This is a genomic window from Arthrobacter sp. BL-252-APC-1A, from assembly GCF_009696625.1.
In the GTDB taxonomy this organism is placed as follows: Bacteria; Actinomycetota; Actinomycetes; order Actinomycetales; family Micrococcaceae; genus Arthrobacter_B.
This window is the reverse complement of sequence record NZ_VULS01000003.1, coordinates 74,933-91,510: the sequence shown is the minus strand read 5'-3', so window position 1 is coordinate 91,510 and position 16,578 is coordinate 74,933. Positions and strand designations below refer to the sequence as shown.

The following is a 16,578-nucleotide window of genomic DNA, read 5'->3' as shown; positions in this document are numbered from 1 at the left end:
TACGGCTAGTCCCGGGATTCAAGCGCGGTACGGAATGCCTGCGCCACCGGTTCGCTGAAGAGGACGAACTCCACCCTCTCGATGCCCGTTCCGGGATGGTTCCGGACCGCCTGAACCGCGGTGCGCGCGACGTCGTCCGCGTCCCAGCCGTAAACGCCGGCGCTGATCGCAGGGAAAGCCACCGTCGACGCGCCCAGCTGCACGGCCACGTCAAGGCTGTTGGTGAACGCCTGCCGCAGCAGCTCCGGGTCGGTCTCCCCAGCCAGTGCATTGGGACCCACTGTGTGGATGACCCAGCGGGCCGGAAGGTTGAACCCCTCCGTGGCAGCGGCCTGGCCCACCGGGAGGCCGTCCGGATAATCGGTCCGGCGGAGCGCGCGGCAGGCCTGAAGCAGTTCCGGTCCGGCCGCCCGGTGGATTGCTCCGTCCACCCCGCCTCCACCCAGCAGCGATGAGTTGGCGGCGTTGACCACAGCATCAACATTCCGCGTTGTAATGTCCCCCTCCAGCAGCACAATGTCCATCGGCCCAGCCTTCCAGCCGCAGCCGCGCTCCGGCAACCCCTGCCCCCTTCCCCCATCGAGATGACAGTTACGGCTCTTTTCAGGCCTCAAAAGGGCCGTAACTGTCATCTCGTTTCGCCGAGGGGGTAAGACGGAAAGATACGCCCTGAAAATTTGAGAGAATGGGGCCATGCAGTCGATCCGTAACGGCAAGACGCCGTCAGCAACTAATCCCGGCCGGGGAATCAGCCGCCAGATGGCCACGATCGGGACCACCGTAATGGTCTTCGTGTTCATTGTTGCCGTGCTCTTCGCCGCCAATGAGAACGACGTCGTTGGCTGGCTGGTGGTGATCATCTCCCTGGGCTGGCTGCTGCTGTTCGCCTTTGTTGTCTTCAGCATCCGCGGCGCCGCCCGCAAGGCCGGAGCCAAACTGGCCCAGGCTCAGGATTCACTGAACCGCGCCGCCGGCGGAGCTCCGTCCGTGGAGGTCATGGATGAGGCCACCCTCATCCGGGACCAGAAGCTGGATCACAGCTTCAAGATCATCCAGGTGCAGTCCAAGGTGATCCGCGACAACCTCGGCACCGACGCCGACCAGGTTTCCCGCGCGATCGAGACCATTGAGATCACCGCGCACAATGCCCGCGGCATGATGAAGAAAGACGAGGGCGGCCCGGTTGAGGGCACCGTAGTCGACTAGGGCACGGCACCGGACAGCGCTGTACAGCGCCGTCCGGGCACACAGCTACTGAGGGGTAAGGTATTTCGCGTGAGCATGGCATCGACAGGGGAGTCCGGAACGGAACCGGCAGCGGGATCTTCCGCCTTGAGGATCGCAACCGTCAACGTCAACGGCATCCGTGCCGCCTACAAGCGGGGCATGGCCGACTGGCTGGCCGAACGCGGCGTGGACATCCTGTGCCTGCAGGAAGTGCGGGCTCCGGACGCAATTGTCCGGGAACTGCTGGGCAGCGACTGGCACATCCTGCATGCCGAGGCTGAGGCCAAGGGCCGCGCCGGCGTTGCCATCGTTTCCCGCTCCGAACCCGTTGCCGTCCGCGAACACATTGGCGAGGATTACTTCGCCCTGTCCGGCCGCTGGGTCGAAGCTGACTTCAAGGTAACCGTGGAGGGCGAGGAGAAGATCCTCACCGTGGTCAGCGCCTACGTGCATTCCGGTGAAGCCGGAACTCAGAAGCAGGAGGACAAGTACCGGTTCCTGGACGTCATGGCCGCCCGGCTGCCTGTCCTTGCCGCTACCAGCGACTACGCCCTGATCGTTGGAGACCTCAACGTCGGCCACACCACGCTGGACATCAAGAACTGGAAGGGCAATGTAAAGCGCGCCGGTTTCCTGCCCGAGGAACGTGCCTACTTCGACCGGTTCTTCAGCGACGAGATCGGCTACGTCGACGTGGCCCGCAAACTCGCCGGTGAGGTGCCCGGCCCATACACCTGGTGGTCCTGGCGAGGCCAGGCATTCGATAACGACGCCGGTTGGCGCATCGATTACCACATGGCCACTCCCGCCCTCGCCGAACGTGCCGTCAGCGCCGTCGTCGACCGCGCAGCCACGTACGACTCCCGTTTCAGCGACCACGCCCCCGTGGTTGTCGATTACAAGTTCTGAGGCAAAAAGATCATGACGCAGACCCCCGCCCGCCAGCGCATTCTCTCCGGAATGCAGCCCTCCGCGGATTCCCTCCACCTGGGCAATTACCTTGGTGCCCTGGTGAACTGGGTGCGCCTGCAGGAGCAGTACGACGCGTACTTCTTCATCCCCGACCTGCACGCCATCACGGTGCCGCAGGACCCGGCGGACCTGCGCCAGCGCACCCGCGTCACCGCAGCCCAGTACATTGCCGGCGGCGTGGACGTGGACAACGCCACCCTGTTCGTCCAGTCCCAGGTTCCCGAACACGCCCAGCTGGCGTGGGTGCTCAACTGCCTCACGGGTTTCGGCGAAGCGTCGCGGATGACGCAGTTCAAGGACAAGCAGCAGCGCTTCGGAGCTGACGCCGCCAGCGTAGGCCTGTTCACCTACCCCATCCTGCAGGTTGCGGACATCCTGCTGTACCAGCCCCACGGTGTGCCCGTGGGCGAGGACCAGCGCCAGCATGTTGAGCTCAGCCGGGACCTGGCCAAGCGGTTCAACACCCGCTACGGAGACACGTTTACGGTTCCTGAAGCGTTTATCCAGAAGGAATCCGCAAAGATCTACGACCTGCAGAACCCTGCGGCAAAGATGTCGAAGTCAGCTGAATCTCCGGCAGGCCTGATTAACCTGCTGGATCCGGACAAGGTGATTGCCAAGCGCATCAAGTCCGCCGTGACTGACGACGGCACGGAGATCCGGTTCGACCGGGACACCAAGCCCGGCATCTCCAACCTGCTCTCCATCTACTCACTGATCAGCGGCCGAAGCATCGACACACTGGTGAAGGAGTACGAAGGCAAGATGTACGGACACCTGAAGGTTGACCTGGCAGAAGTTGTTACCGAGCACATCCGTCCTATCCGCGAGCGGGCCCTGGCGCTGCTGGATGATCCGGCAGAGCTGGACCGGCTGCTGGCAAAGGGAGCGCTGAAAGCGCGGGAGACGGCGTCGGCTACACTTGCCGATGTGTACGAGAAGATCGGTTTCCTTCCACTGGGTTCAACCGCCCGCTAAGCATCCATGGGCTACACGAACTCCACCGTCCAGACCTCAACCGGCGCAGCCCGCGGCGGCGGTGGCCGGATGCCCGAAAGTCCTTGCTGGGTGGGGATTGTGATCCCCGTTCCAGAGCCCATGGCGTCGGAGCTGCGGCTTGCACGCGCTTCATTCGGTGACCCGATGGCCTCCGTCATCCCGGCGCACATCACCCTGGTCACCACCACGCCGGCTCCGGACTGGGACTCCGCCCTGCAGCATGTGCGGGAGGTGACTTCCGCCCAGGCGCCCTTCACTGTCACCCTGCGCGGTGCGGCATCCTTCCGGCCGGTCACACCAGTGGTGTACGTGCAGGTTGAGGACGGTTTCTCTGAGTGCGCGCAGCTGCATGAACAGCTGCAGTCGGGGCCGCTGGACCACCAGATCCCGTACCCGTATCACCCGCACGTAACCGTGGCCCACGACGTCTCGGAAGCCAGCATGGACAATGCCGTGGACACCCTGCGGGATTACCAAGCGAGCTTCACCGTGGACCGGATCGGCGTGTTTGAACACGATCCGCACGGTCTGTGGGTCCTGCGTGAGGAAATGGCGCTAAAGGGCTAGGGAACCTGCTCCCGGGCCTGCCGCAGGTAGATTCCGGACCATGCTGCGATGATTTCCGCTGCACGGGTGGTCTGTTCCCTGTCCGGCATCAGGTGGCTGGAGCCTTCCAGGGAGACGAAACTGCGCGGATGCCGTGCGGCGTTGAAGATCTCCGAGGCATTGTCGATTCCCACTGTCTCATCGGTGGGGGAGTGCATCACCAGCAGCGGCAGGTCCAGGGACTTGATGCATTCCCGCAGATCGTGGCCGTTGAGGTCCTCGACCAGTTCCTGGCGGATCGTCAGCGTGCGTCCGCCCAGCTCGACGTCGGCCTCTCCCCGGGCAGCAATGGTCTCCAGTTCGTCCTCGAACAGGTGGGCCACGTGGGAGGGCCGGAACGGGGCGCCTATCGTTACCAGGGCCGCCAGTGAGTCTTCACTGGCCGCTGCTGCCAGGGCAGCAGCCCCGCCCAGCGAGTGGCCAATCAGCAAGGTTGCCGGACGGCCCGAGGAACGCAGGAAGTCCATTGCATTGTGCAGGTCGGTGACCTTGGTGGTGAATGATCCGTCTTCCCAGGAGCCGGTCGAACGGCCCAGCCCGGCGGCGTCGTAGCGAAGCACTCCGATGCCCCGCTCCGCCAGCGCCTTTGAGATGCGTGAGGCGGCAGCACTGTTCTTGCCCAGCGCGAAGCCATGGCAGAACACGGCCCAGCCCAGGGGGTCCCCGTCCGGCACGTCCAGGGTGCCGGCCAGGGTGGTGCCGTTGACACCGGGAAAGGTAACTGATTCAAACTCTGGCATGGTCCCAACCCTATCTGCTGCCCGGCTGGGCCCCTGAGCGGGAACGGCCTGCTCCGGGTACGCAAAAGGCGGAGGAACCGGATCGGTTCCTCCGCCTTCGAAAGCGGGTTGGGCCCTGAACTAGATGGAGCGGTTCAGGATGGCCTGCTTGACCTCGGAGATGGCCTTGGTGACCTGGATGCCGCGGGGGCATGCTTCCGAGCAGTTGAAGGTGGTGCGGCAGCGCCACACGCCTTCCTTGTCGTTCAGGATTTCCAGACGCATGTCACCTGCATCGTCGCGGGAATCGAAGATGAAGCGGTGCGCGTTCACGATTGCTGCCGGACCGAAGTACTGTCCGTCAGTCCAGAACACCGGGCACGAGGACGTGCACGCAGCGCAGAGGATGCACTTGGTGGTGTCGTCGAAACGCTCGCGGTCCTCAGCGGACTGCAGGCGCTCCTTGGTGGGCTCGTGGCCCTTGGAGATCAGGAAGGGCATGATCTCGCGGTAGGACTGGAAGAACGGCTCCATGTCCACGATCAGGTCCTTCTCCACCGGCAGGCCCTTGATGGGCTCGACGAGGATCGGCTTGGACGTGTCCAGGTCCTTCAGCAGGGTCTTGCAGGCCAGGCGGTTACGGCCGTTGATGCGCATTGCATCAGAACCGCAGACACCGTGGGCGCAGGAACGGCGGAAGGAGACAGTGCCGTCGTGCTCCCACTTGACCTTGTGCAGGGCGTCCAGCACACGGTCCGTGCCGTACATGGTCAGCGTCCACTCATCCCAGTGGGCTTCGTCGGAGATCTCGGGGTTGTAGCGGCGCACCTTCAGCGTGATGTCGAAGGAGGGGATTTCACTGGCGCTTGATTCAGCCAGATCGATCTTCGAGGCCGGCTCAGCGACTTCCGTTGTCATTAGTACTTCCTCACCATCGGCTCGTAGCGCGTGAAAATGACCGGCTTGGTATCGAGCCGGATGCCTGCCGTGTGCTCGGCGTTTTCTGCCTCGTCGACCTTGTAGGCCATGGAGTGCAGCATGAACTTCTCGTCATCGCGGTCCGGGAAGTCCTCGCGGAAGTGCCCTCCGCGCGATTCCTCGCGGTGAAGGGCTGCGACCGACATGACCTTTGCCAGTTCCAGCAGGAAGCCGAGTTCAACGGCTTCCAGCAGGTCAAGGTTGAAGCGCTTGCCCTTGTCCTGGACGTTGATCTTCTTGTAGCGCTCTTCCAGGTCCGCAATGTCGGAGAGCGTCTTGTTGATCGTCTCGGCCGTGCGGAACACCTGCATGTTGGCATCCATGGTGTTCTGCAGGTCGCGGCGGATCTCGGCAACGCGCTCGGTGCCTTCGGAGTTGCGCACCGTGTCCAGCAGGGCAATGGTGTCTGCTTCCGGATCCTCCGGCAGGTCGACGAAGTCAGCCTGGAGGGCGTACTCGGCGGCGTAGATGCCGGCACGCTTGCCGAAGACGTTGATGTCCAGCAGCGAGTTGGTGCCAAGGCGGTTGGAACCGTGGACGGAGACGCAGGCAACCTCACCGGCAGCGTAGAGGCCGGGGATGACGGTGTCGTTGTCCTGCAGCACCTCCGCCTTGATGTTGGTGGGGATGCCGCCCATGACGTAGTGCGCCGTCGGGAACACGGGAACCGGTTCGGTGTACGGCTCAACACCAAGGTAGGTGCGGGCGAACTCGGTGATGTCCGGGAGCTTGGCATCGATGTGAGCCGGTTCCAGGTGCGTCAGGTCCAGGAGGACGTAATCCTTGTTCGGGCCGCAGCCGCGGCCTTCACGGACTTCGTTGGCCATGGAACGGGCAACGATGTCACGCGGAGCGAGGTCCTTGATGGTCGGTGCGTAGCGCTCCATGAAGCGCTCACCCTCGGAGTTGCGCAGGATCGCGCCTTCGCCGCGGGCAGCTTCGGAAAGCAGGATGCCCAGGCCGGCGAGGCCGGTCGGGTGGAACTGGATGAACTCCATGTCTTCCAGGGGGATTCCCTTGCGGAAGGCAATGCCCATGCCGTCGCCGGTCAGGGTGTGGGCGTTGGAAGTGGTCTTGAAGACCTTGCCTGCACCGCCGGAGGCGAAGACCACGGACTTCGCCTGGAACACGTGCAGTTCACCGGTAGCGAGGTCGTAGGAGACGACGCCGGCAACGCGCTTCTGGCCGAAGCTGTCCTGCACGGTCAGGAGATCCAGGACGTAGTACTCGTTGTAGAACTCAACGTTGTGCTTGACGCAGTTTTGGTAGAGCGTCTGGAGGATCATGTGGCCGGTGCGGTCAGCGGCGTAGCAGGCGCGGCGGACCGGAGCCTTGCCGTGGTCACGGGTGTGACCGCCGAAACGGCGCTGGTCAATGCGGCCTTCGGGCGTGCGGTTGAAGGGCAGGCCCATCTTTTCCAGGTCCAGCACGGCGTCGATGGCTTCCTTTGCCATGACCTCGGCGGCATCCTGGTCTACCAGGTAGTCGCCGCCCTTGACGGTGTCAAAGGTGTGCCATTCCCAGTTGTCTTCTTCTACGTTGGCCAGTGCTGCGCACATGCCGCCCTGAGCGGCCCCGGTGTGGGAACGCGTGGGGTACAGCTTGGTCAGTACCGCCGTCCGCGCGCGCTGTCCGGATTCGATGGCGGCACGCATACCGGCGCCGCCGGCGCCGACAATGACGACGTCGTACTTATGGACCTGCATACCAGATGCTCTTTCTGTTGAAACTGTGTGTAGCTCTAAGGGAGTGCTGCGGTGTCTGCCGGGCTAAGGAGCGGGGCAGAAGGACGGCAGCTGGTCCAGGGTGGCGTTGGCAGGGCAGGGATCGAAGGTGAAGATCACCAGGGTGCCAAGGACGATGATGACGACGGTGGCCGCGTAAAGGACCGTCTTGAGCCACATGCGGGTTGAGTTCTTGTCCGCGTAGTCATTGATGATCGTGCGGACACCGTTGGTGCCGTGCAGCATTGCGAGCCACAGCATGACCAGGTCCCAGACCTGCCAGAGCGGGGAAGCCCACTTGCCGGCTACGAAACCGAAGTCGACGGCGTGGATGCCGTCGCCAACCATGAGGTTCACGAAGAGGTGCGTAAAGATCAGGATGACGAGCAGTGCGCCGGAGATGCGCATGAACAGCCATGCAATCATCTCGAAGTTGCCCTTGCCCGACCCGCTGCGGGTGTACTTGGGGGAGATGCGTCCGGCCCGGGGGGCCTCAACTGAAGGAGTGCTCATGGCTTAGTGACCCCCGAAGACGATGGGAAGGTGGCGGATGGAGAAGCCGATCATGGTCACGACCCAGAGGCCGACCACGCCCCAGAGCATCTGGCGCTGGTACTTGGGCCCCTTCTTCCAGAAGTCGATAAGAATCACCCGGAGGCCGTTGAAGGCGTGGAACACGATGGCGGCTACGAGGCCGAGCTCACCGAGGCCCATGATGGGGTTCTTGTACGCTCCGATGACCACGTTGTAGGCCTCGGGTGACACGCGCACCAGCGAGGTATCCAGAACATGGACCAAAAGGAAGAAGAAGATCACCACGCCAGTAATTCGATGGGCCACCCATGACCACTGGCCTTCGCGGCCGCGGTAAAGCGTGCCTGCTGGTAACTTCGACACTGAATTTTCCTCCCTGCATCGCAGCGGCGCTAGCGCGTGTTCCACGCAGTGATGACGCCGATGCGAGAGCACTTATAAGCTCAAGCATAATCTAGGTCCCGGTTGCAGCGGGATCAATTTAGGTTCCCCTATTGTGTGACCTGGCTTACACTGCAGGCTTCCGGCGGCGGTGCCGGGCCCGTGTCTGCACCCCGGCCACGGGTATCTCTCAGCTAACCTTGGCACTGATGAGTACTGAAACTGCAAATGTGAACCCGGGTCCGGCTTCGAACGCCGAAATATTCGAACGCTTCTACGGCGTGATCCCGGCCGGTGGAGTGGGGACCCGGCTGTGGCCGCTCTCGCGTGCCGCCGCCCCCAAGTTCCTGCACGACCTGACAGGTTCCGGGTCCACGCTTATCCGCGCCACCTACGACCGCCTGGCGCCGCTGAGCGATGACCGGGTGATGGTGGTGACGGGCCAGCTGCACCGGACAGCCGTCCTGGCGCAGCTGCCTGAAATCCAGCATGAGAACCTTGTGCTGGAGTCCGAGCCGAAGGACTCCGGAGCCGCCATTGGCCTGGCTGCCGCGATCCTCTACCGACGTGATCCGTCGATCATCATGGGGTCCTTCGCCGCCGACCAGGTGATTACTCCGGTGGAAGTGTTCCAGGAGACCGTGCGTGAGGCGATCCACACCGCGGCACAGGGTTACATCGTCACCATTGGCATCCACCCGACGCATCCCTCCACCGGCTTTGGCTATATCAAGGCAGGTGAGGCGCTGGAGGTCGACGGCGCCCCGAGTGCACACGCAGTCCTCGAGTTTGTGGAGAAGCCTTCCGAAGACACCGCCCGGGGTTACCTGCGCAGCGGCAACTACAGCTGGAACGCCGGTATGTTCGTGGCACCTGTGGCACTGATGCTGAAGCACCTGCAGGCCAACGAGCCGGAGCTGCACGCCGGCCTCATGGAGATCGCAGACGCCTGGGACACTGAGAACCGCCGGGAGGTTGTGCTGCGGGTCTGGCCGACCCTCCCGAAGATCGCCATTGACTACGCAGTTGCGGAGCCCGCTGCCGCGGCCGGCGACGTCGCCATGATCCCGGGCATCTTCAGCTGGGACGACGTCGGGGACTTCGCCGCGATTGGACGGCTTAACCCCGCGGCCGAGAACAGTGAACTGACCGTGATGGGGGAGGGTGCCCGGGTCTATTCCGAGGACGCCTCGGGGATCGTTGTGTCCGATACCAAACGCGTGATTGCACTGATTGGCATCGAGGATGTAGTGATTGTCGACACCCCCGACGCCCTGCTCGTCACCACAAAGGATCACGCCCAGGAAGTCAAGAAGGCCGTGGAGCACCTCAAAGCCAGCGGGGACACGGACGTCCTTTAGGCCGTACCGCGTTGCCGAGGGCCGCCGCAGGACGCGCAGCCGGCTGGGTTCCCTATATAAGGGAACCCAGTTTATAAGGGAGCCCGGTTGAGCGTCCTTCGTCACGCAATCGGGATGTGGGAAGTCTTAAAGTCATCCAGTTCCCGCAAGCAAGCTGAGGTTGGCTAACCTTGAATACGTGCAGACAACCCCACTTAGCAGCTCACCGGTACCTTCTATACGGGGCAGTGTTGCTCCCATTTTGGGTGAGCTGATTGACTTCCGGCGGGACCTGCACTCCCACCCTGAGCTCTCCCACAAGGAATTCCGCACCACCGACCGGATCGTTGAGGCGCTCGAAGCGGCCGGTCTCCAGCCCAAGCGGCTTGAAAACACCGGCGCGTACGTGGACATTGGCGACGGCCCCATCGCGCTGGCGCTGCGCGCAGACATCGACGCACTGCCCGTCCTGGAAGAAACCGGCCTGCCCTACGCCTCGGTGAACACCGGGATCGCGCACTCGTGCGGCCACGACATCCACACCACCGTCATGCTTGGCGCGGCCCGGGTACTGGCCAGGCTCGACGCCGAGGGAACACTTGGCGGACGGATCCGGGTAATTTTCCAGCCGGCCGAAGAAGTGATGCCCGGCGGTGCACTGTCGGTGATCGAGCAGGGTGTCCTTTCCGGCGTCCCGCGGATCCTTGCGCTGCACTGTGACCCGCGCGTCGACGTCGGACAGGTAGGCACCCGCATCGGTGCGATTACCTCCGCCTCGGACACCATCCGGATTGAACTCTCCGGGCAGGGCGGGCACACCTCCCGGCCGCACCTGACCCAGGACCTCGTCTTTGCCCTGAGCCAGATTGCCGTCAGCGTTCCGGCCATCCTCTCCCGCCGGATTGATGTCCGCAGCGGCGTCTCAGTGGTCTGGGGACAGATCCACGCCGGATCCGCACCCAACGCGATTCCGGGCCACGGTTTTATGGCGGGAACGATGCGCTGCCTCGATGCCGAGGCATGGCACGCCGCCGGTGAGCTGCTCGACGACGTGGTGCGGGAAGTCGCTGCGCCCTACGGCGTGAAAGTGGCACTTGAACATACCCGGGGCGTTCCTCCCGTCATCAACTCTGAAGCCGAGACCGGACTCATTGAGGCCTCGGCCCGCGCGGAGCTGGGGGAGGAGTCCGTAGTCCTCACGCCGCAGTCCATGGGCGGGGAGGACTTTGCCTGGATGACCCAGGCCATCCCCGGAGCAATGATGCGTCTGGGAACCCGCACGCCGGGCGGGGAGACCTTCGACCTGCACCGGGGGGATTACAACCCGGACGAGCTGGCGATCAGCTGCGGCGTTTCGGTTATGGCGGCCGCAGCGCTCCGTGCTGCGCGCGGTCTGCGGCGCTGACTCCACTACCCCATTAAGACGCGCCTACCGGCCGGTATTGATAACAACATGTAAACAATGTTCCCTAGGTCACCTGTTTGTGCCATGGATAGTGCTCCGTGCCACTAAGGTTAGGTCTGCTGCGCTCCATGAGGGAAGGAGCGCGCACCACACGCGCCTGAGCGAAAGGCCCACCCGTCCGGAGGGCCACGCGGCAGACATCATGCGGTGGAACCCATTTCTTTTCTGGAGGAACATTGAAGAATTTCCCGCGCGGCTTCAAGCGCAATGCCGGTGTATCCGCCGCCATGCTGGGCGCATCGGCGCTTCTGCTGGCCGGCTGCGGTGCCGCCCCGGAAGAAGATTCCGCATCCAGCGGCGAGGCAAGCGCCAACGGCGACTTCCTGGCCTGCATGGTTTCGGACTCCGGCGGATTCGATGACCGCTCGTTCAACCAGTCCGGCTTCGAAGGCCTGAAGGCCGCGGAAACCGATCTGGGCATCGAGATCAAGACCGCTGAGTCCCAGTCCGAGACGGACTTCGGCCCGAACCTGGACTCCATGGTTGTCCAGAACGGCTGCAACATCACCGTCACCGTCGGCTTCCTCCTGGCCGATGCAACCCAGGAAGTGGCCGAGGCGAACCCGGAGAGCCACTTCGCCATCATTGATGACAACTCCATTGAGCTGGACAACGTCAAGCCCATCATCTACGACACGGCCCAGGCTGCATTCCTGGCCGGCTACGTAGCTGCAGGCACGTCCGAGACCGGCAAGGTTGCCACCTACGGCGGCATCAACATCCCCACCGTCACCATCTTCATGGACGGCTTCGCCGACGGCGTTGCCTACTACAACGAAGAGAACGGCGCCGACGTCGAGGTCCTGGGCTGGAACAAGGCTGACCAGACCGGTTCCTTCATCGGCAACTTCACCGACACCGGTGCAGGCAAGACCACTACTGAAAACTTCATCAACGAAGGCGCCGACATCATCATGCCGGTCGCCGGTCCGGTTGGCACCGGCACCCTCGACGCTGTTGTAGAGGCGAATGCCGGCGGCGGCACCAACAAGGTCATCTGGGTTGACTCCGATGGCTTTGAGACCGCAGGCAACGGCAAGGAATACATCCTGACCTCCGTCATGAAGCTCATGGGCGAAGCCGTTGAAGAAGTTATCTCCGAGGACGTCGACGGCAACTTCGACGCCAGCCCGTACATCGGCACCCTGGAGAACGGCGGCGTAACCCTGGCTCCGTACCACGACCAGGAAGACGCTGTTCCGGCCGACGTGAAGACCGCCGTGGATGAGATCAAGGCCAAGATCATCTCCGGTGAAATCACCGTAGAATCCGCTGCCAGCCCCAAGTAAGCAGGGCAAGCAGCAACCCTGAACCGTCGTCCGTCCGGATGCACTACCACCGGGCGGACGGCGGTTCGTTCTGTTCCGGGTAATCTTCCTTTGGGAGTACCCAAACACTCAGACACAAACAGATTGGTTGGGGTTGTGAAACTCGAACTCAAAGGCATCACTAAGCGCTTCGGCACTCTGGTAGCCAACGACCACATAGACCTGGTGATCGAACCGGGACAGGTGCACAGCCTTCTCGGGGAGAACGGGGCGGGCAAGTCAACGCTGATGAACGTCCTGTACGGCCTCTACGAACCCACAGAGGGCCAAATCCTGATCAACGGCAAACCCGTTGTCTTCTCAGGTCCCGGTGATGCCATGGCAGCAGGAATCGGCATGGTGCACCAGCACTTCATGCTGGTTCCCGTGTTCACCGTTGCGGAGAACGTGGCGCTGGGCAACGAAACGACCCGCGCCGGCGGATCCCTGAACCTTGAGACGACACGGGCACGCATCCGGCAGATCTCCGAACAGTACGGGTTCGACGTCGATCCCGACGCCGTCGTGGAAGATCTTCCGGTTGGCGTGCAGCAGCGGGTGGAAATCATCAAGGCCCTGATCCGGGACGCTGAAGTCCTGATCCTGGATGAGCCCACTGCCGTGCTGACTCCAAGGGAGACCGATGAGCTGCTGGCGATCATGCGCCAGCTGTGTGACGACGGCAAATCCGTCGTCTTCATCTCCCACAAGCTGCGCGAGGTCAAGGCCGTCTCCGACGTCATTACCGTGATCCGCCGCGGCAAGGTGGTGGGAGATGCACCGCCGAGCGCTTCGACCACTGAGCTTGCTTCCATGATGGTGGGCCGTTCGGTCAGCCTGAACCTGCAGAAGGAACCGGCCAAGCTCGGCGAGGCCACCTTCCAGGTCCGCGACCTGGTGGTGCTCTCCGACACCGGCCAGGCCGTTGTGGACCACATCAGCTTCGAAATCGCCAAGGGCGAGATCCTCGCCGTCGCCGGTGTCCAGGGCAACGGCCAGACTGAACTGACTGAGGCCATCATGGGCCTGCAGGAACACGTCACGGGATCGATCAAGCTCGACGGCGAAGAACTGATCGGGAAGCGCGTGGCCCAGATCATCGACGCAGGTGTGGGCTTTGTGCCCGAAGACCGCAGTGTGGACGGGCTCGTGGGTACGTTCACCGTCGCGGAGAACCTGGTCCTGAACCGCTACAACAAGACGCCGTTCGCCAAGGGCCTGTCCATGCGTCCGGCCGTGGTTGCAGCCAACGCCGCGGAGAAGATTGACGAGTTCGACATCCGCACGCAGTCGGCCGAAGCCGCAGCCGGCACCCTGTCCGGCGGCAACCAGCAGAAGGTCGTTATGGCCCGGGAACTCTCCCGGCCCCTGTCCCTGTTCATTGCCTCGCAGCCCACCCGCGGCGTCGACGTCGGCTCCATTGAGTTCCTGCACAGGCGGATCGTTGCAGAACGCGACGGCGGAACCCCGGTGATGATCGTGTCCACGGAACTGGACGAGGTCCTGGAACTGGCAGACCGGATAGCCGTGCTGTACAGCGGCAGGGTCATGGGCATTGTCCCGGGCAACACCTCGCGCGATGTGCTGGGCCTGATGATGGCCGGCATGAGCGCTGAAGATGCACTTTCGCACCAGAGCGAGAACGAGGGAGGGGCGCAGTGAGCCCGGAGGAAGCAAACAGGCAGCAGGGCGATCCAGCCCACCGGAAAGAGGAGGGGGCCGCTGACGAAACGCGGCTGCTGTCCGCTGCCGAAACCGCAGGCGGGGCACTTCCGCCGCCGGCCGTACCCGTGCCGGAATCCGAACTCCACCCGGAGACCGGCAACGAGTCCGTGCTGCGCCGCATCGTCACCGGCAACGCGCTGGTTTCAGTGCTGTCCGTGCTGATGGCCCTGGTTGTCGGCGGGCTGCTCATTGCCCTGACAGACGAAGAGGTTGCGGACGCCGCGGGCTACTTCTTCAACAAGCCCGGGGACATGCTGGGCGCTGCCTGGTCCGCGGCATCGGGTGCCTACGTGGCCCTCTTCCAGGGCTCGGTCTTCAACTTCGAGGCCGACACCTTCTCCCGGATGATCTACCCGCTGACCCAGACCCTGACAGTGGCGACCCCGCTGATCTGTGCCGGCCTCGGCGTCGCCCTCGCTTTCCGCGCCGGCCTGTTCAACATCGGTGCGCAGGGCCAGATCCTGATCGGCGCCACACTGGCAGCCTGGGTCGGCTTCAGCTGGCACCTGCCCGTGGGCCTGCACCTGCTGATCGTGATTATTGCCGGTGCTGTCGGCGGTGCGCTCTGGGGCGGCATTGCCGGCCTGCTGAAGGCACGGACCGGCGCGCATGAAGTGATCGTCACGATCATGCTGAACTACATCGCGATCCAGCTGGTGCTATTCCTGCTCACCACGCCCGGATTCCAGCGCCCGGGTTCCACCAACCCAATCAGCCCGCAGCTGGATGAAACTGCCATGTTCCCGCCGCTGTTCGGCTCCGGGTTCCGCCTGCACTGGGGATTCATCATGGCGATTGCCGCCACGGTGTTCATCTGGTGGCTGCTGAACCGGTCCACAGTTGGCTTTGAGCTCCGCGCAGTCGGCGCCAACCCCGCGGCTGCCCGCAACGCCGGCATCAACACCACCAAGGGCTACGTCATCGTGATGCTCATCGCCGGTGCACTGGCCGGCCTGGCCGGCGTGGCGCAGGTATCGGGTACCGAAAAGGTACTCACCTCCGGTGTCGCTGCCAGCTTCGGCTTTGACGCCATCACCGTGGCGCTGCTGGGCCGCTCCTCACCCTGGGGAACCTTCGCAGCCGGTCTGCTCTTCGGTGCGTTCCGCGCAGGCGGCGTCACCATGCAGACCAGCACCGGAACCAACATCGACATTGTGCTGGTTGTCCAGTCGCTGATCGTCCTGTTCATCGCCGCACCTCCGCTGGTCCGGTCCCTGTTCCGGATTCCGCCGCCCGGAGCGTTCAAGACCTCCGGCAAGCGCACCACCAAAAAAGCCGATGCAGCGCAAGGAGCAGCATGAGCACCGCAACAACTCTCGCCTCCAAGGGCCAGCCGGCAGATGTGAAAGCCATCCGCAGCTGGAAAACTCCGGTGATCCTGGGTGTCCTGGCAATCCTTGGCTTCATCATGTTCGGACTGGGCTCGCCGTCCAGCGAGGTGACGTTCCGCCTGACGGACGCCGACGCAGCCATCCAGCTGCCCAACATCGTGGTGTCAGCGCCCGTCCTGGGCTGGATCGCCAGCGTTGTGCTGCTGGCCTCCGCCGCCTACGCCTTCATCCTGGTCAACCGCTACCAGCATGTGCCGGGATGGCTGATCGCCATCTTCGCGGTGTTCTTCATTGCCGCTTTCCTGACCTGGGCGGTGGGCAGCGCCCGCAGCCCCAGCGTGGCTCTGTACGGCCTGCTGGCAGGATCGTTCACGCTGGCGTTCCCGCTGATCTTCGGCTCGCTCTCGGGCGTGCTGTGTGAACGCTCCGGCGTCGTCAACATTGCCATCGAAGGGCAGCTGCTCTTCGGCGCCTTCGCCGCAGCCGTGGCGGGTTCCCTGTCCGGCAACGCCTTCGTGGGCCTGTTCGCAGCGGCCATCGCCGGTGTACTGGTCTCTCTCGTGCTTGCCGTGTTCAGCATCAAGTACATCGTGAACCAGGTGATCGTCGGCGTCGTGCTGAACGTGCTGGTCTCCGGCCTGACCGGATTCCTCTTCTCCACCGTGCTTAGCGCGGACTCGGCGAAGTGGAACTCGCCCCCGCGCCTGGACAAGATCGCTATCCCGCTGCTCTCTGACATTCCGATCCTGGGCCCGATCCTGTTTGACCAGTCGGTGATCGGCTACCTGATGTACATCGCCGTAGCCGCGATCTACTTCGGGCTCTTCCACACCAAGTGGGGCCTGCGTACCCGTGCCGTGGGCGAGCACCCGAAGGCCGCGGACACCGTGGGCATCAATGTGAACCGCATGCGGTTCTGGAACGTCCTGCTCGCCGGTGCCGTTGCCGGCGTCGGCGGCGCGTTCTTCACCCTGGTCGCAGTGTCCTCCTTCAACCGGGACATGACATCCGGCCAGGGCTACATTGCCCTCGCAGCGCTCATCCTGGGCCGCTGGAACCCGATTGGTGCGCTGTTCGCAGCACTGCTGTTCGGCTTCGCGTCCAACCTGCAGTCCGTGCTCAGCCTGCTCGGCACCCCGGTGCCGAACCAGTTCCTGGCCATGCTGCCCTACGTGGTGACCATCTTCGCCGTCGCCGGTGTAGTAGGTAAGTCCCGCGGGCCGGCAGCCAGCGGCATTCCATACATCAAGAGCTGATCCCCTTCCCGACC

General features: G+C 63.6%; 16 protein-coding genes. 10 read left to right on the top strand and 6 right to left on the bottom strand.

Features of this window, described 5'->3' with window-relative positions; all coding sequences use genetic code 11:
- Window positions 1–5 precede the first annotated feature (5 nt).
- Window positions 6–524 carry an O-acetyl-ADP-ribose deacetylase gene (locus FYJ28_RS05645; RefSeq protein ID WP_154578586.1) on the bottom strand — a complete coding sequence of 173 codons (519 nt, stop codon included), beginning with the start codon at window positions 522–524 and terminating at the stop codon, window positions 6–8.
- Between the two features lie 169 nt (window positions 525–693).
- Here FYJ28_RS05645 and FYJ28_RS05640 point away from each other — a divergent pair, with 169 nt between their 5' ends.
- The 4 genes from FYJ28_RS05640 to FYJ28_RS05625 all read left to right on the top strand — a co-directional run bounded on the left by FYJ28_RS05640 (window position 694) and on the right by FYJ28_RS05625 (window position 3,765).
- The gene (locus tag FYJ28_RS05640; protein ID WP_154578585.1) at window positions 694–1,206 is read left to right on the top strand and encodes a hypothetical protein; all 513 of its coding nucleotides are present in this window, start codon (window positions 694–696) and stop codon (window positions 1,204–1,206) included.
- A gap of 75 nt (window positions 1,207–1,281) precedes the next feature.
- Window positions 1,282–2,136: an exodeoxyribonuclease III gene (locus FYJ28_RS05635; RefSeq protein ID WP_154578809.1), complete on the top strand. Its 855-nt coding sequence runs from the start codon at window positions 1,282–1,284 to the stop codon at window positions 2,134–2,136.
- A gap of 12 nt (window positions 2,137–2,148) precedes the next feature.
- Window positions 2,149–3,177 (top strand): tryptophan--tRNA ligase, encoded by a 1,029-nt coding sequence (trpS, locus tag FYJ28_RS05630; protein ID WP_154578584.1) that lies wholly within the window; start codon window positions 2,149–2,151, stop codon window positions 3,175–3,177.
- 6 nt (window positions 3,178–3,183) lie between these two features.
- Window positions 3,184–3,765 (top strand): 2'-5' RNA ligase family protein, encoded by a 582-nt coding sequence (locus FYJ28_RS05625; protein WP_229780286.1) that lies wholly within the window; start codon window positions 3,184–3,186, stop codon window positions 3,763–3,765.
- Here FYJ28_RS05625 and FYJ28_RS05620 read toward each other — a convergent pair.
- The 5 genes from FYJ28_RS05620 to sdhC all read right to left on the bottom strand — a co-directional run bounded on the left by FYJ28_RS05620 (window position 3,762) and on the right by sdhC (window position 8,122).
- The gene (locus FYJ28_RS05620; protein WP_154578583.1) at window positions 3,762–4,544 is read right to left on the bottom strand and encodes an alpha/beta hydrolase; all 783 of its coding nucleotides are present in this window, start codon (window positions 4,542–4,544) and stop codon (window positions 3,762–3,764) included. The two genes, FYJ28_RS05625 and FYJ28_RS05620, sit on opposite strands and share 4 nt — an antisense overlap.
- 120 nt (window positions 4,545–4,664) lie before the next feature.
- Window positions 4,665–5,441: a succinate dehydrogenase iron-sulfur subunit gene (locus FYJ28_RS05615; protein ID WP_055240209.1), complete on the bottom strand. Its 777-nt coding sequence runs from the start codon at window positions 5,439–5,441 to the stop codon at window positions 4,665–4,667.
- Window positions 5,441–7,207, bottom strand: coding sequence for a succinate dehydrogenase flavoprotein subunit (gene sdhA / locus FYJ28_RS05610; protein WP_055240210.1), 1,767 nt, complete (start codon window positions 7,205–7,207; stop codon window positions 5,441–5,443). Before sdhA ends, FYJ28_RS05615 begins: the two co-directional genes overlap by 1 nt.
- 63 nt (window positions 7,208–7,270) lie before the next feature.
- Window positions 7,271–7,738, bottom strand: coding sequence for a succinate dehydrogenase hydrophobic membrane anchor subunit (locus tag FYJ28_RS05605; protein WP_154578582.1), 468 nt, complete (start codon window positions 7,736–7,738; stop codon window positions 7,271–7,273).
- Window positions 7,739–7,741: 3 nt separating this feature from the next.
- Window positions 7,742–8,122: a succinate dehydrogenase, cytochrome b556 subunit gene (gene sdhC / locus FYJ28_RS05600; protein ID WP_055240212.1), complete on the bottom strand. Its 381-nt coding sequence runs from the start codon at window positions 8,120–8,122 to the stop codon at window positions 7,742–7,744.
- A gap of 227 nt (window positions 8,123–8,349) precedes the next feature.
- On the opposite strand from sdhC, the gene FYJ28_RS05595 reads away from it, so the two are divergent.
- The 6 genes from FYJ28_RS05595 to FYJ28_RS05570 all read left to right on the top strand — a co-directional run bounded on the left by FYJ28_RS05595 (window position 8,350) and on the right by FYJ28_RS05570 (window position 16,564).
- Window positions 8,350–9,501 carry a mannose-1-phosphate guanylyltransferase gene (locus tag FYJ28_RS05595; RefSeq protein WP_055240213.1) on the top strand — a complete coding sequence of 384 codons (1,152 nt, stop codon included), beginning with the start codon at window positions 8,350–8,352 and terminating at the stop codon, window positions 9,499–9,501.
- Between the two features lie 238 nt (window positions 9,502–9,739).
- The gene (locus tag FYJ28_RS05590) at window positions 9,740–10,885 is read left to right on the top strand and encodes an amidohydrolase (protein ID WP_404322170.1); all 1,146 of its coding nucleotides are present in this window, start codon (window positions 9,740–9,742) and stop codon (window positions 10,883–10,885) included.
- A gap of 236 nt (window positions 10,886–11,121) precedes the next feature.
- Entirely contained in the window at window positions 11,122–12,234 is a 1,113-nt protein-coding gene (locus FYJ28_RS05585; protein ID WP_442778573.1) for a BMP family lipoprotein, read from the top strand.
- A gap of 135 nt (window positions 12,235–12,369) precedes the next feature.
- A complete protein-coding gene (locus FYJ28_RS05580; RefSeq protein ID WP_055240214.1) occupies window positions 12,370–13,914 on the top strand; it encodes an ABC transporter ATP-binding protein in 1,545 nt (514 codons plus the stop codon).
- Window positions 13,911–15,278, top strand: coding sequence for an ABC transporter permease (locus tag FYJ28_RS05575; RefSeq protein ID WP_442778572.1), 1,368 nt, complete (start codon window positions 13,911–13,913; stop codon window positions 15,276–15,278). Before FYJ28_RS05580 ends, FYJ28_RS05575 begins: the two co-directional genes overlap by 4 nt.
- A complete protein-coding gene (locus FYJ28_RS05570) occupies window positions 15,275–16,564 on the top strand; it encodes an ABC transporter permease (protein WP_055240216.1) in 1,290 nt (429 codons plus the stop codon). The genes FYJ28_RS05575 and FYJ28_RS05570 overlap by 4 nt, the downstream gene beginning before the upstream one ends.
- Window positions 16,565–16,578: the final 14 nt, after the last annotated feature.

Excerpts from the sequence above, each read along its gene's own strand:
- FYJ28_RS05645 (WP_154578586.1), bottom strand. The coding sequence starts at position 524 with ATGGACATTGTGCTGCTGGAGGGGGACATTACAACGCGGAATGTTGAT.
- FYJ28_RS05640 (WP_154578585.1), top strand. The coding sequence starts at position 694 with ATGCAGTCGATCCGTAACGGCAAGACGCCGTCAGCAACTAATCCCGGC.
- FYJ28_RS05635 (WP_154578809.1), top strand. The coding sequence starts at position 1,282 with ATGGCATCGACAGGGGAGTCCGGAACGGAACCGGCAGCGGGATCTTCC.
- trpS (WP_154578584.1), top strand. The coding sequence starts at position 2,149 with ATGACGCAGACCCCCGCCCGCCAGCGCATTCTCTCCGGAATGCAGCCC.
- FYJ28_RS05625 (WP_229780286.1), top strand. The coding sequence starts at position 3,184 with ATGGGCTACACGAACTCCACCGTCCAGACCTCAACCGGCGCAGCCCGC.
- FYJ28_RS05620 (WP_154578583.1), bottom strand. The coding sequence starts at position 4,544 with ATGCCAGAGTTTGAATCAGTTACCTTTCCCGGTGTCAACGGCACCACC.
- FYJ28_RS05615 (WP_055240209.1), bottom strand. The coding sequence starts at position 5,441 with ATGACAACGGAAGTCGCTGAGCCGGCCTCGAAGATCGATCTGGCTGAA.
- sdhA (WP_055240210.1), bottom strand. The coding sequence starts at position 7,207 with ATGCAGGTCCATAAGTACGACGTCGTCATTGTCGGCGCCGGCGGCGCC.
- FYJ28_RS05605 (WP_154578582.1), bottom strand. The coding sequence starts at position 7,738 with ATGAGCACTCCTTCAGTTGAGGCCCCCCGGGCCGGACGCATCTCCCCC.
- FYJ28_RS05595 (WP_055240213.1), top strand. The coding sequence starts at position 8,350 with ATGAGTACTGAAACTGCAAATGTGAACCCGGGTCCGGCTTCGAACGCC.
- FYJ28_RS05570 (WP_055240216.1), top strand. The coding sequence starts at position 15,275 with ATGAGCACCGCAACAACTCTCGCCTCCAAGGGCCAGCCGGCAGATGTG.